We start from the raw sequence: 13,400 nt of genomic DNA, 5'->3' as shown, positions 1-13,400 counted from the left end.
GGCCTCCTGCGAGCCAGGGCATAAGCACAACGCGCGCAAGACTTATGCCACAGCAGCAGTCATTGCACTAAAACGTCAGGCCCGGTGCAGTACAGCACCAAAACGGCGCCAACGTTGTGGCTATGGTGCAGGCGCTGCACACATTTGTAGCGCCGGGCTGAGGGCAGGTGGTGAATCTACCCAATCAATGGTGTTTGTGTTGGGCAATCATGGCCTGGCGCAGGCAGCGGACTTCGACCAGTTTCTGGCGCATTTCACGGTGGCGTTTGCTGTTGAACAGCAATAACCCAATTAATGGAAACACCAGGCTCAAGGCATATACCACCCCGTTCGGTTGATCATTGAGTGTTGGCAATACACCCAGAAAGCATACCCCCAGCAGCAACACTAGCGGCCACATCCATTGGGGACGCCCGCGTGCGATCATGAAATTGCAGTGCACAATGACTAGCGTGAGTGCGATACCCGCCAGGAAGGAGTATTTGGCATTATCTGCCATGGACAGGCTTGGCATATAGCTATCGAAGAACACCGGAACCGCAAACACGAGGGTGAAAATGCAGACGAATATCGCCCCCATAAAGACGGGGAAATACGTCGACAGAAAACTGCGAATGCTAGGCAGCTCGTTCATTGTTCGGCCTCCTCATACAGACCTATGGCAATTGTGCGTACGTTCCCTGACACCGCACTACCGGTAAAACCGATGGCTGCGCCCAACGCGTCCTTGATCTGCGTGACCGTTGCATGCTTGACCTCGGTGGGCGTGAACCGCTTAGGCAACTCGCCCGACAACTGCTTTAACTTGATCATCTTGGACGTCAAGCGTGGGTCGTTGATGCTCAGCAGCTCTTTGGTCAACTTGGCGCGCTCCTGTCGATTCAGGCCCCTGAGCACCTCTCTCACACTTTTCCCGGTAGAGGCCTTATTCAGCCGCACCAGCTTGACCGTTGCCAATGCCGATGAACCCACCCCAACCAACGACGCCGCATCCAGGGCAATCATGGTGTATTGGTACCACTCCTCACTGTCGAGCTGATCATTGCGCGCGGGGTTGCGGATCTCATTGACGGTGCGATAGCCGCTGGCAAAGCACTGCACAGAACTGGCTGCCGCGGCCGTATAGCCGAGCGCCACGACCACCGAACTGGCCCCCGCCGAAAACGGAACTGCGACGGAACCACTGAGCACCACGATCCAACCGATGACCGCGCCGGCACACGATAGCGTGGTATTGACCGCTTCGCCCACCAATCGGGACTCACGCGGATTGTCTTGCACCTGCTGAGCGAATTGCGTTGGCGCGATGTACTTCTGCGCCTCACGCAGGATCAAACGCTTGGGTGCGATGCTGCAGATGGGCTGAAATTCGCGCAGGGTGACAACGTTGAAATCGGCATCGATATACACAACACCTGCACCGACAATGGCGGGGTCGGCATCGATGGCGGCGAACAGCCGTGGCAGGTTGATCAGGCTCTCGATACGCTGGCGCGCCATAAATTGAGAGCGGTTGGAATCCATGCCGATGTTGAACAAGGAACTGCCCATAAGTGTTCTTCCTTGAAATTGAGAGTGCCGCGACCGGCCTCATCGCAGGCAAGCCAGCTCCCACACTTGAAATGCATTCCCCTGTGGGTGCTGGCTTGCCTGCGATAGCAATCTAATGGGCGCCACCCTAACAAACAGGCCACCCACCGCCAATAAATCTACAGAATCAACGGGCTTTGCGTTGCGCAATAGCCGCTTGGCGCAGATGGCGGATTTCGAGCAGCCGCTGGCGCATTTCACGATGGCGCTTGCTGTTGAGCAGCAGCAAACCCAGCAGCGGAAACAGCACCGCCGAGCCGTACACCAGGGTATTGAGGCCGTATTGAATCATCGGCAACACGAACAGCAGGCAGCACACCAAGTAGCTCGCCACCAGCCGGGTCGCCCAGGGGAATCCGCGTGCAATCATCACATTGCCAAACACCAGCACCGCTACCAGCATCAGGATTGCCGCCCCGGAGTAGTTGGCCTTGAGCGCCGGTTCAACCCCGCGCAAATAGGTTACGCCCGCCGTGGACACAGCCACCGAACCAGAGAAAATCGCCATGAAGATGGTGCCCATGAACACCGGAAAATAACGCGCAAGGAAACTGCGCCTATCGGGAAACCCCTTCATTCCGTCAATTCCTCATACAGGCCAATGGCAAGCGTCGAAGCCGAGCCGACGTGGCCGGTTCGATAGCTGCCCCAGATACCCAACATGCCGCCCAAGGCGTCCTTGAGCTGTGTGAGCGTGGCATGACGAATTTCCGTGGAGCTGTAGCGCTTGGGCAACGTGCCGGCGCGCTGCTGCAACTTGAGCAACTTGGGGGTCAGGCTCGGGTCTTTGAGACTGAGCAATTCCTGGGTCAACTTCTTGCGCTCCTGGCGATTCAAGCCCTTGAGCAATTCATACCAGCTCTTGCCCAACGCAGCGGCTTTTTTGGCCTTGAGCAGCCTTAACGTGGTGAAGGCTCCCGTTCCGATCCCTACCAATGACGCGGCATCGAGAATCGGTGACACCGCGCCATACCACTGGGCGTCGTCCATGCGGTCGTTGGCATCTGGGTCAAGGATCTCGTTATAGGTCCGGGCCACGCCAAACCCGCACTGAGCGCTGCTGGCCAGCGCCGCCGTGACACCGATACCCACCACAAAAGCACTGGCACCGGCGGTGAACGGTACGGCGACGCTGCCACTGAACACCACGATCCAGCCGATCACCGCCGCCCCACAGGAAAGCCCCATGTCAAAGGCCTCCTTCTGGAGGCGCCCTTCACGGGGGTCGGTCTTCACCTGCTCGACAAACTGCGCCGGCGAGATGTACTTCTGCGCCTCGCGCAAAATGACGCGCTTGGGTTTGATGCTGCAGATGGGCTTGAATTCGCGCAGGGTGATCACGTTGAAGTCGGCGTCGATGTACACCACGCCAGCGCCGACGATGCTGGGGTCGGCGTCAATGACGGCGAACAGCCGCGGCAGGTTGATCTGGCTCTCAATGCGCTGGCGCGCCATGAATTGGGAGCGGTTGGAGTCCATGCCGATGTTGAGCAAGGGGTTGCCCATAAGTGTTCTTCCTTGAAATCGAGAGTGCCCAGACCGGCCTCATCGCAGGCAAGCCAGCTTCCGCACTTGAATACATTCCCCTGTGGGAGCTGGCTTGCCTGCGATAGCAATCTAATGGGCGCCACCTTACCAAACAGACTCACCAGCGACCAGAAAGCAAAACGCCAGCACGAGGCTGGCGTTTTGCATTTCAGGCGTCGATCAACGCGGCACCACCGGCTTGCGCGTAGGCTTGCTGCCCTTGCCCTTGGCCGCATCGCTGCGCTCTTTGGCCGCCTGCTTATTGCGCGCCTGGGCCGCAGCCTTGGCTTGCTCGCGCTTGTCCCACGGGTTGCTGCCGTCGCTGCCACGGGGTGGCAGGCCGGTGTGCTGGGTGAGGATCCTGGTGGTGGTTTCCTTGGCGACCTTATGGCTGCCGGCCGGCGTCGAGTTCTTGCGCCGGGCGCTCTGGTAGCTGTCGGTGGACGGCTGGTGCAGCGGGATCAACTGGTCCTTGCCCGACCCGATCAGGTCGGCACGGCCCATGCGGGTCAATGCTTCACGCAGCATCGGCCAGCCCTTCGGGTCGTGGTACCGCAGGAACGCCTTGTGCAGGCGGCGCTGCTCCTCGCTCTTGACGATGGTCACCGCGTCACTCTTGTAGGTGACCTTGCGCAGCGGGTTCTTGCCCGAGTGATACATCGCAGTGGCGGTGGCCATCGGCGACGGGTAGAACGCCTGCACCTGGTCGGCACGGAAGCCATTGCCCTTGAGCCACAGGGCCAGGTTCATCATGTCTTCATCGGTGGTGCCCGGGTGGGCGGCGATGAAGTACGGGATCAGGTACTGCTCCTTGCCCGCTTCCTTGGTGTACTTCTCGAACATGCGCTTGAACTTGTCATAGCTGCCAATGCCCGGCTTCATCATCTGGTTGAGCGGACCTTCCTCGGTGTGTTCCGGGGCGATCTTGAGGTAACCACCGACGTGGTGGGTGACCAGCTCTTTGACGTATTCCGGCGACTCGACGGCCAGGTCGTAGCGCAGGCCGGAAGCGATCAGGATCTTCTTCACACCCGGCAACGCACGGGCGCTGCGGTACAGCTGGATCAACGACGAGTGATCGGTGTTCAGGTTCGGGCAGATGCCAGGGAACACGCACGACGGTTTGCGGCACGCGGATTCGATTTCCGGGCTTTTGCAGGCGATGCGGTACATGTTCGCCGTCGGGCCGCCGAGGTCGGAGATCACGCCGGTGAAACCCGGCACTTTGTCGCGGATCTCTTCGATCTCGCGAATGATCGACTCTTCGGAACGGTTCTGGATGATGCGGCCTTCGTGCTCGGTGATCGAGCAGAAGGTGCAGCCGCCGAAGCAGCCACGCATGATATTCACCGAGAAACGGATCATGTCGTAGGCCGGGATCTTCTCCTTGCCATACGCCGGGTGCGGTACGCGGGCGTACGGCATGCCGAACACGTAGTCCATTTCTTCGGTAGTCATGGGAATGGGCGGCGGGTTGAACCATACGTCCACTTCACCGTGCTTCTGCACCAGGGCGCGGGCGTTGCCTGGGTTGGTTTCCAGGTGCAACACGCGGTTGGCGTGGGCATAGAGCACCGCGTCGCCGCGGACTTTTTCCACCGATGGCAGGCGAATCACGGTCTTGTCACGGGTCATGCGCGGGCTGGCCAGGATCTGCACAACCTTGGCTTCTTCCGGATCATCCACCGGCCCCTTTTCCTGCTCGATGGCGCAGGCCTGGGTGTCCTGGGTGTTGACGTACGGGTTGATGATCTTGTCGATCTTGCCCGGACGGTCGATGCGCGTGGAATCCACTTCGTACCAACCGACCGGCGTATCACGGCGGATGAACGCGGTACCGCGCACATCGGTGATGTCTTCGATCTTGTGGCCCCACGACAAGCGCTGGGCAACTTCGACGATGGCCCGCTCGGCGTTGCCGTACAGCAGGATGTCGGCAGTGGCGTCGATCAGGATCGAGTTGCGCACACGGTCCTGCCAGTAGTCGTAGTGAGCAATCCGACGCAGGGAAGCTTCGATACCGCCGAGTACGATCGGCACGTTCTTGTAGGCTTCCTTGCAACGCTGGCTGTACACCAGGCTCGCACGGTCGGGACGTTTGCCGGCCATGCCGCCAGGGGTATAGGCGTCGTCGGAGCGGATTTTCTTGTCGGCGGTGTAGCGGTTGATCATCGAGTCCATGTTGCCGGCCGCGACGCCGAAGAACAGGTTCGGCTCGCCGAGCTTCATGAAGTCGTCTTTGGACTGCCAGTTCGGTTGCGCGATGATCCCGACGCGAAAGCCCTGGGACTCCAGCAGCCGGCCGATGATCGCCATGCCGAACGATGGGTGGTCAACATAGGCATCACCGGTGACGATGATGATGTCGCACGAATCCCAGCCAAGCTGATCCATCTCCTCCCTGCTCATCGGCAGGAATGGCGCAGGACCGAAACATTCGGCCCAGTACTTGGGATAGTCAAATAACGGCTTGGCTGTTTGCATGACGGTGACCGGTGTGAAGATGAAAAATCGCGGGCGCGGAATATAGCACAAATTTTGACCAATTCCGACGGTAGTAGTCGGAATTGTGGTGGCCCCATCGCAGGCAAGCCAGCTCCCACAGGGGAATGCATTCCAAATGTGGGAGCTGGCTTGCCTGCGATGAGGCCCTTACAGGCGCTTGAAACTACTCGTCGTCGTCGAAGTTGTAGCTACCCGGCGCCAGGTTCTCGAAACGCGTGTACTTGCCGATGAACGCCAACCGGATAAACCCGATCGGGCCGTTCCGCTGTTTGCCGATGATGATTTCGGCAATGCCCTTGTGTTCCGTCTCGGGGTGGTACACCTCGTCGCGGTACACGAACATGATCACGTCGGCGTCCTGCTCGATCGCTCCGGATTCCCGCAAGTCGGAGTTCACCGGACGCTTGTTGGGACGTTGTTCCAGGGAACGGTTGAGCTGGGACAACGCCACCACCGGGCAGTTGAATTCCTTGGCCAGCGCCTTCAAGGAACGAGAGATTTCAGAAATCTCGTTGGTACGGTTGTCGCCACTGGAACCGGGGATCTGCATCAACTGCAGGTAGTCGATCATGATCAGGGCGATATCGCCATGCTCGCGCACCAGGCGCCGGGTACGCGCGCGCATTTCGGACGGGCTGATACCGGCGGTGTCATCGATGAACAGCTTGCGGTCGTTGAGCAGGTTGACCGCCGAGGTCAGGCGCGGCCAGTCGTCGTCTTCAAGCTGGCCGGAACGCACCTTGGTCTGGTCGATACGCCCCAGCGACGAGAGCATACGCATGATCAACGATTCGCCTGGCATCTCGAGGGAGTACACCAGCACCGCCTTGTCGCTGCGTAACACGGCGTTTTCCACCAGGTTCATCGCGAAGGTGGTCTTACCCATGGACGGACGACCGGCGACGATGATCAAGTCGGACGGCTGCAGGCCGCTGGTCTTTTCGTCGAGGTCGGTGTAACCGGTGGAAATACCGGTAATCGCGGCATCGGTGTTGAACAGGGTGTCGATGCGGTCGATGGCTTTGGTCAGCAGGTCGTTGACGCTGACCGGGCCGCCGGTTTTCGGGCGGGCCTCGGCGATCTGGAAGATCTGGCGCTCGGCTTCGTCAAGGATCTCGGCAGCGGTGCGGCCTTCGGGGTTGAAGGCGCTGTCGGCGATTTCGGTGCTGATGCCGATCAACTGGCGCAACGTGGCGCGCTCGCGGACGATCTGGGCATAGGCCTTGATGTTGGCGACGGACGGCGTGTTTTTTGCCAGCTCACCGAGGTAGCCCAGGCCACCCACTTGGGAGGTCTGGCCTTCCTTGTCCAACTGCTCGGCCAGGGTTACCACGTCGATCGGTGAGTTCTGGTCGGCCAGCTTGGCGATGGCGCGGAAGATCAGGCGGTGGTCATGACGATAGAAGTCACCGTCCGAGACTTGATCCAGCACGCGTTCCCAGGCGTTGTTGTCCAGCATCAAGCCACCGAGCACGGCCTGTTCGGCCTCGATGGAATGCGGCGGCACCTTCAGGGCAGCGGTTTGCAGATCGTATTGCTCAGGAGCGGAGATTTCGTTCATGGCCACTTGGAATTTGGGGTGTGTAGAAAAACAAAAGGCACGACCTGTAAACAGGATCGTGCCCGATGTTAACCGGCTGGCACGCGAGGTGCCAGTCAGTTAGGTGCGACTTAAGCTGCTACCACGACAACGCGTACGGTGGCTTCAACTTCGGCGTGCAGGTGCACGGCTACGTCGAATTCGCCTACGTTGCGGATGGTGCCGTTCGGCAGACGAACTTCGCTCTTCTGCACTTCAACGCCGGAGGCGGTCAGTGCATCAGCGATGTCGTGGGTGCCGATCGAACCGAACAGCTTGCCTTCGTCACCAGCGGTGGCAGTGATAGTCACTTCCAGCTCAGCCAGTTGGGCAGCGCGAGTTTCGGCCGACGCTTTTTTGTCTGCTGCGGCTTTTTCCAGCTCAGCACGACGCTCTTCAAACGCAGCCAGGTTGGCAGCGGTTGCAGCGGTGGCTTTGCCGTATGGCAGCAGGTAGTTACGACCGTAGCCGGCCTTAACGTTCACTTTGTCGCCCAGGTTGCCCAGGTTGGCGACTTTTTCCAGAAGGATCAGTTGCATGTGAAAATCCTCTAACTTTTAACCTTCACCGTTCGCGTTATCGGCGTCTTTCGACGCCAGACGACCGCGAAAATCAATCAGGCTGTCAACAATGGCCAAGACCACGAGTAACGGATAGATCAGCTGCATGAACAGCAACAGCGTGACGTACAACCCCACCAGCCAAAACCTGGCCAGTCGCTTTTGCGCGGCAAGCCCATGAATCAGGGCCAGCCCGGCAAACACCAGCGGTACGCTGCAAATCGGCGCCAGCAAGGCCATCTGTGGGCCGAAGTTCGGCCCGACAACCATGCACGCCAGCAGCAACATCGCCGGCCCCGCTGGGATTCTGATACTGCGAAACTCGCGACCAAAACCACCCGGGTTGTACAACAACGCCTGCCAATAACGCCCAAGAATCAGGCTCAGCACGCTGACGACCTGCAACAAAGCCGCAATCAGGCCGGTCAGGACCGGGGCAATCAGTGACGCAAACCGCGCTCGCTCATCTACCGACAAACGCTGGTAGAGATCCCCGAGGGCCAACGGCAGGATCTTGACGATCTCCTGCGCCAGCGCCTCGATCTGCGGGCGGAAAGCCGCGCCAAGCATCACTGAGTACACCAACCCCAATGCCACGCTGACCAGCAGCGTACGGACCCAGGACTCACTTGCGCGCAAAACCAACGCAAGGCTCGATGACCCCAGCAGTACCAGAAGTACCCGCGGATCACCCATTTGCAGCCACCAGATCAAGGCCGGCAACAAACCCAGGGCAAGAACGCCAAGGGCGTCCTTCAAACCGCGCCGCAGTAGCACAAGGCAACCTGCGGCAGCACCCAACCAATAGAGCAACGGCAATGCCGCACATCCAGCCACTACCAGAGTGGCCTGCACGCGACCGCGCATGATGAACTCAGCTAAGGCGCGCATGCATTCAATCCCTTACTACTTGTCGACTGCCCGGTCTCAGCGGCCGTGGCTGTCGGTGTAGGCCAGCAGGGCCAGGAAGCGGGCGCGCTTGATAGCGGTGGCCAGCTGACGCTGATAACGTGCTTTGGTACCGGTGATACGGCTTGGAACGATTTTGCCGGTCTCGGATACGTAGGCTTTCAGAGTGTTGAGATCTTTGTAATCGATCTCTTTCACGTCTTCAGCGGTGAAGCGGCAGAATTTACGACGACGGAAGAAACGTGCCATTTGATAGGCTCCTTAAAAGGTCCGTGGATTACTCGTCAGCGTTATCGCTGTTGTCGCTGTCATCACTATCAGCGCTATCAGCGCCTTCGTGCTCAGGACGGTCGCGACGCTCACGGCGCTCACTGCGGTTTTCTTCAGCCTTGAGCATCTCGGATTGGCCAGTAACGGCTTCTTCGCGACGGATGACCAGGTTACGGATCACAGCATCGTTGTAGCGGAAGTTGTCTTCCAGCTCGGCCAGGGCCTTGCCAGTGCACTCAACGTTCAGCATCACGTAGTGAGCCTTGTGAACATTGTTGATTGCGTAGGCCAGTTGACGACGGCCCCAATCTTCCAGACGGTGGATTTTGCCGCCGTCTTCTTCGATCAGCTTGGTGTAACGCTCAACCATGCCGCCGACTTGCTCGCTTTGATCCGGGTGGACCAAAAAGATGATTTCGTAATGACGCATGAATGCTCCTTACGGGTTGTAGCCTGCCGCTCAAAAACGGTCAGACAAGGAGTGAATGACACTTATGGATCTTGCCGCAGGGGAGGCACATCGGTGCCTGCCAGGAAGGCAAGGGGCGCAATTGTAGAGAAGGGGGAGAAGCGGCGCAAGGCAATTGGTGATTATTTGAACAATCCTGAATAAACACCACAAAACCAATGTGGGAGCTGGCTTGCCTGCGATGACCCTGGCACCGGCAACATCTCTGCCACCTGACACTCCGTCATCGCGGGCAAGCCCGCTCCCACATTTTGATCACTTCTTGGGTTTGGCCTTGGCTTTCGCACCACGCTGACGCTGGGCTTCAAACAGGCAAACACCCGTCGCCACCGACACATTGAGGCTGCTGACACTACCGGCCATCGGCAGGTGCACCAGGTAATCGCAATGCTCACGGGTCAGGCGGCGCATGCCTTTGCCTTCGGCGCCCATGATCAGGATGGTAGGGCCGGTAAGGTCCTGGTCATAAATGCTGACCTCAGCCTCCCCTGCCGTACCCACTACCCACAGGCCGCGCTGCTGGAGCTTCTCCAGGGTACGCGCAAGGTTGGTCACGGCCACCAGCGGAATCACTTCCGCCGCACCGCAGGCGACCTTACGCACCACCGGCGTCAGGGTCGCGGACTTGTCCTTGGGCACGATCACTGCCAGCGCACCGGCAGCATCCGCCGAACGCAGGCAGGCGCCGAGGTTGTGCGGGTCGGTCACGCCGTCCAGCACCAAGAGCAACGGTGCACCTTCGGTACGGTCTAGCAGCTCGTCGAGCATCGCCTCGCCCCACACCTGGCTCGGGCTGACGTCAGCCACCACGCCTTGGTGAACGCCTTCGACCCACACGTCCATTTCACGACGCTCGGCCTGGCCGATGGCAACCTTATTCTGCGTAGCCAACTCGACCAGCGCCTGTACGCGCGGCTCGCTGCGACCTTCGGCCAACCACACCTGCTTGACGCGCTTGGGATGGTGACGCAGCAGTGCTTCTACGGCGTGCACGCCGTAGATTTTTTCCAGACTCATGACTTGGCCTTAGGTTTGCGCGACCCGCCGCTTTTTGCGGGAGCCGAACCCGCTTTTGGCGGGCCTTTACGGTGTTTACTTGGCTTGCTCGACGGCTTTTCCGCCCCGTGGGACTTTCCCCCAGACGCCGCTTTACCACCGCTTTTGGCTTCGTTGAGCAACTGCTGCTTCAACTCGCGGCTCTTGCGCAGCTCGGCGTTTTTTGCCGCCGCGTCGCTTGGGCGGTAGGCTTCAGGGGCCTTGTCCTTGGCGGAAGAACGACGACCAGCCTTGGCAGGTGCAGGCTCGGCCGTGGTTTTTGCGGTGGCCGCTTTGCCTTTGGACGCAGGCGCTGTGGTTTCACCACGCTTTTTACGACCCGCAGGCTCAGCCGGCTTGTCAGGCATGCCGAAGTCGATCTTGCGCTCGTCGAGATCGACACGCATGACCTGCACTTCAACGGTATCGCCCAAGCGGAAGCTGCGACCGGTGCGCTCGCCCGCCAGGCGGTGATGCACAGGATCGAAGTGGTAGTAATCACCCGGCAAGGCGGTGACGTGCACCAGGCCCTCGACGTAGATGTCGGTCAGCTCGACGAACAGGCCAAAGCCGGTCACGGCGGTGATCACACCCGGGAACGACTCGCCCACGCGATCCTTCATGAACTCGCACTTGAGCCAGTTCACCACGTCGCGGGTGGCTTCGTCGGCGCGGCGTTCGCTCATGGAGCACTGCTCGCCCAGTTGTTCCAGGGCCGCTTCGTCGTACGGGTAGATCCGTGCTTTCGGAATGGTCATGGCACCGGCGCGCTTGACGTGCGGGGTGTTCTGCTTGGAATGGATCACGCTGCGGATCGCACGGTGCGTGAGCAAGTCCGGGTAACGGCGAATTGGCGAAGTGAAGTGGGTGTACGCCTCGTAATTCAGGCCGAAGTGGCCCTGGTTATCGGCGCTGTACACCGCCTGGCTCAGCGAGCGCAGCATCACGGTCTGGATCACGTGGTAATCCGGACGGTCCTTGATGCTGGCCAGCAGGGCCTGGTAATCCTTCGGCGTCGGACCGTCCTTGCCTTTGTGCAGGGACAGGCCGAGTTCGCCGAGGAAGGCGCGAAGTTTTTCCAGGCGCTCCGGCGGCGGGCCGTCGTGCACACGGTACAACGCAGGAATTTCGTGCTTCTTGAGGAACTCGGCAGTGGCCACGTTGGCCGCCAGCATGCACTCCTCGATCAGCTTGTGCGCGTCGTTACGGGTGGTCGGGGTGATCGCCGCAATCTTGCGCTCGGAGCCGAAGACAATGCGGGTTTCCTGGGTTTCGAAATCGATCGCGCCACGGGTATGACGGGCACCCAGCAACACCTTGTACAGCGAGTACAACTGCTTGAGGTGCGGGACCACGCCAGCGTATTCGGTACGCAGAGCCTTGGCTTCGCTGGTCTTCGGCGTTTCCAGGATGGTGCTGACCTTGTTGTAGGTCAGGCGTGCCTGGGAGTGGATCACCGCTTCGTAGAACTGGTAGTCGGTCATTTCGCCGGTTTTGGAGATGGTCATCTCGCACACCATGGCCAAACGGTCGACTTTCGGGTTCAGGGAGCACAGGCCGTTGGACAGCTGCTCGGGCAGCATCGGGATCACGCGCTCTGGGAAGTACACGGAGTTGCCGCGCACCTGGGCTTCGTTATCCAGGGCCGAACCGATCTTCACGTAGCTGGACACGTCGGCAATCGCGACGTACAACTTCCAGCCGCCGGAGAACAGGCGCAGCTTGCCAGGCCTGGCTTCGCAGTAGACCGCATCGTCGAAGTCGCGGGCATCTTCGCCGTCAATGGTGACAAACGGCAGATGACGCAGGTCGATGCGTTTTTCTTTGTCTTTCTCTTCGACTTCCGGCTTGAGCTTGGCGGCTTCTTTGAGCACGGCCTCAGGCCAGACATGAGGGATATCGTAGGTGCGCAAGGCAACGTCGATTTCCATGCCCGGCGCCATGTAGTTGCCGACCACTTCAACGATATCGCCCTGGGGCTGGAAGCGCGCCGTTGGCCAGTGGGTGATTTTCACCTCGACGAACTGGCCGACCTTGGCGGCGCCATTACGGCCCGGGGTGATCAGCACTTCCTGCTGGACCTTCGGGTTATCCGGCACAACGAAGCCGATGCCGCCTTCTTCGAAGTAACGACCGACGATGGATTCGTGGGCACGGGACACCACTTCGACGATCACACCTTCACGACGGCCACGGCGGTCCAGGCCAGAAACCCGCGCCAGGGCACGGTCGCCATCGAACACCAGACGCATTTGCGCCGGGCTCATGAACAGGTCGTCGCTGCCATCGTCCGGGATCAGGAAGCCGAAGCCGTCACGGTGGCCGGCAATGCGACCCAGGATCAGGTCCAGCTTGTCGACCGGCGCGTAAGTGCCACGACGGGTGTAGATCAATTGAGCATCGCGCTCCATCGCACGCAGACGGCGGCGCAGGGCTTCAAGCTGGTCTTCGGTGGTCAGACCGAATTCTTCAACCAGTTGCTCACGGCTAGCAGGCGAACCACGATCGGCGAGGTGCGCCAGGATCAGTTCGCGGCTAGGAATAGGGTTTTCATATTTTTCCGCTTCACGAGCGGCCTCGGGATCGAGGGACTGCCAATCGGCCATTAGAGAGTTTTCACCTTGTCTATATGCGGGTTAGTTTGGCATACGCGTATTGAAACGGGAAATTTCAGGTATCAACAAGCGTTTAAAAGCCCTTTGCGACCCCCGGCGCGCACCTTGCACGACCACTGGCGAAATTTTCCAGGCTTTTTTCATGGCAGGGGTTTACAGCTCAAATATCGCTCCGTATAGTGCGCGCCATCGACGACGGCAACGTTGTTGATGCTGCCCAGGTGGTGAAATTGGTAGACACGCCAGCTTCAGGTGCTGGTGATCGCAAGGTCGTGGAAGTTCGAGTCTTCTCCTGGGCACCAAATTCAGATCAAACCCGCGAAAGCGGGTTTTTTCGTTTC

General features: G+C 59.6%; 12 protein-coding genes and 1 tRNA gene. 1 reads left to right on the top strand and 12 read right to left on the bottom strand.

Annotated features, from left to right (window positions below; genetic code table 11):
• Nucleotides 1–184: 184 nt before the first annotated feature.
• The 12 genes from JJD66_RS18775 to rnr all read right to left on the bottom strand — a co-directional run bounded on the left by JJD66_RS18775 (nucleotide 185) and on the right by rnr (nucleotide 13,050).
• On the bottom strand, nucleotides 185–634 hold the full coding sequence (locus JJD66_RS18775; RefSeq protein ID WP_105225563.1) for a hypothetical protein: 450 nt from the start codon (nucleotides 632–634) through the stop codon (nucleotides 185–187).
• A complete protein-coding gene (locus tag JJD66_RS18770) occupies nucleotides 631–1,551 on the bottom strand; it encodes a hypothetical protein (protein ID WP_034125657.1) in 921 nt (306 codons plus the stop codon). Before JJD66_RS18770 ends, JJD66_RS18775 begins: the two co-directional genes overlap by 4 nt.
• Before the next feature lie 166 nt (nucleotides 1,552–1,717).
• Nucleotides 1,718–2,167 (bottom strand): hypothetical protein, encoded by a 450-nt coding sequence (locus JJD66_RS18765; RefSeq protein ID WP_200648742.1) that lies wholly within the window; start codon nucleotides 2,165–2,167, stop codon nucleotides 1,718–1,720.
• Nucleotides 2,164–3,096: a hypothetical protein gene (locus JJD66_RS18760; RefSeq protein WP_014716676.1), complete on the bottom strand. Its 933-nt coding sequence runs from the start codon at nucleotides 3,094–3,096 to the stop codon at nucleotides 2,164–2,166. The genes JJD66_RS18765 and JJD66_RS18760 overlap by 4 nt, the downstream gene beginning before the upstream one ends.
• Nucleotides 3,097–3,297: 201 nt before the next feature.
• Nucleotides 3,298–5,601, bottom strand: a complete 2,304-nt coding sequence (locus JJD66_RS18755; protein ID WP_200648741.1) for a YgiQ family radical SAM protein — start codon at nucleotides 5,599–5,601, stop codon at nucleotides 3,298–3,300.
• Between the two features lie 184 nt (nucleotides 5,602–5,785).
• On the bottom strand, nucleotides 5,786–7,183 hold the full coding sequence (gene dnaB, locus JJD66_RS18750) for a replicative DNA helicase (RefSeq protein ID WP_003188079.1): 1,398 nt from the start codon (nucleotides 7,181–7,183) through the stop codon (nucleotides 5,786–5,788).
• A gap of 110 nt (nucleotides 7,184–7,293) precedes the next feature.
• Nucleotides 7,294–7,740: a 50S ribosomal protein L9 gene (gene rplI / locus JJD66_RS18745; RefSeq protein ID WP_003171376.1), complete on the bottom strand. Its 447-nt coding sequence runs from the start codon at nucleotides 7,738–7,740 to the stop codon at nucleotides 7,294–7,296.
• 18 nt (nucleotides 7,741–7,758) lie between these two features.
• Entirely contained in the window at nucleotides 7,759–8,652 is an 894-nt protein-coding gene (locus JJD66_RS18740; RefSeq protein ID WP_200648740.1) for a hypothetical protein, read from the bottom strand.
• 36 nt (nucleotides 8,653–8,688) lie between these two features.
• Complete coding sequence (gene rpsR / locus JJD66_RS18735; RefSeq protein ID WP_002551829.1) at nucleotides 8,689–8,919, bottom strand: 30S ribosomal protein S18; 231 nt, start codon at nucleotides 8,917–8,919, stop codon at nucleotides 8,689–8,691.
• Between the two features lie 28 nt (nucleotides 8,920–8,947).
• Entirely contained in the window at nucleotides 8,948–9,370 is a 423-nt protein-coding gene (rpsF, locus tag JJD66_RS18730) for a 30S ribosomal protein S6 (protein ID WP_003236224.1), read from the bottom strand.
• Nucleotides 9,371–9,664: 294 nt separating this feature from the next.
• Nucleotides 9,665–10,426: a 23S rRNA (guanosine(2251)-2'-O)-methyltransferase RlmB gene (gene rlmB / locus JJD66_RS18725; protein WP_003188074.1), complete on the bottom strand. Its 762-nt coding sequence runs from the start codon at nucleotides 10,424–10,426 to the stop codon at nucleotides 9,665–9,667.
• Nucleotides 10,423–13,050 carry a ribonuclease R gene (rnr, locus tag JJD66_RS18720; RefSeq protein WP_105225558.1) on the bottom strand — a complete coding sequence of 876 codons (2,628 nt, stop codon included), beginning with the start codon at nucleotides 13,048–13,050 and terminating at the stop codon, nucleotides 10,423–10,425. Before rnr ends, rlmB begins: the two co-directional genes overlap by 4 nt.
• Nucleotides 13,051–13,274: 224 nt before the next feature.
• Here rnr and JJD66_RS18715 point away from each other — a divergent pair.
• Nucleotides 13,275–13,361 (top strand) — tRNA-Leu (locus JJD66_RS18715).
• Nucleotides 13,362–13,400 lie beyond the last annotated feature (39 nt).

Origin of the sequence: Pseudomonas sp. MF6751 (assembly GCF_016613265.1) — a bacterium.
Taxonomy (GTDB): Bacteria; Pseudomonadota; Gammaproteobacteria; order Pseudomonadales; family Pseudomonadaceae; genus Aquipseudomonas; species Aquipseudomonas fluorescens_BV.
Note: the sequence above shows the minus strand (reverse complement) of the source record. Positions and strands in the feature narration are given on the sequence as shown.

Coding starts and splice junctions, on each gene's coding strand:
- JJD66_RS18775 (WP_105225563.1), bottom strand. CDS start 634: ATGAACGAGCTGCCTAGCATTCGCAGTTTTCTGTCGACGTATTTCCCC.
- JJD66_RS18770 (WP_034125657.1), bottom strand. CDS start 1,551: ATGGGCAGTTCCTTGTTCAACATCGGCATGGATTCCAACCGCTCTCAA.
- JJD66_RS18765 (WP_200648742.1), bottom strand. CDS start 2,167: ATGAAGGGGTTTCCCGATAGGCGCAGTTTCCTTGCGCGTTATTTTCCG.
- JJD66_RS18760 (WP_014716676.1), bottom strand. CDS start 3,096: ATGGGCAACCCCTTGCTCAACATCGGCATGGACTCCAACCGCTCCCAA.
- JJD66_RS18755 (WP_200648741.1), bottom strand. CDS start 5,601: ATGCAAACAGCCAAGCCGTTATTTGACTATCCCAAGTACTGGGCCGAA.
- dnaB (WP_003188079.1), bottom strand. CDS start 7,183: ATGAACGAAATCTCCGCTCCTGAGCAATACGATCTGCAAACCGCTGCC.
- rplI (WP_003171376.1), bottom strand. CDS start 7,740: ATGCAACTGATCCTTCTGGAAAAAGTCGCCAACCTGGGCAACCTGGGC.
- JJD66_RS18740 (WP_200648740.1), bottom strand. CDS start 8,652: ATGCGCGCCTTAGCTGAGTTCATCATGCGCGGTCGCGTGCAGGCCACT.
- rpsR (WP_002551829.1), bottom strand. CDS start 8,919: ATGGCACGTTTCTTCCGTCGTCGTAAATTCTGCCGCTTCACCGCTGAA.
- rpsF (WP_003236224.1), bottom strand. CDS start 9,370: ATGCGTCATTACGAAATCATCTTTTTGGTCCACCCGGATCAAAGCGAG.
- rlmB (WP_003188074.1), bottom strand. CDS start 10,426: ATGAGTCTGGAAAAAATCTACGGCGTGCACGCCGTAGAAGCACTGCTG.
- rnr (WP_105225558.1), bottom strand. CDS start 13,050: ATGGCCGATTGGCAGTCCCTCGATCCCGAGGCCGCTCGTGAAGCGGAA.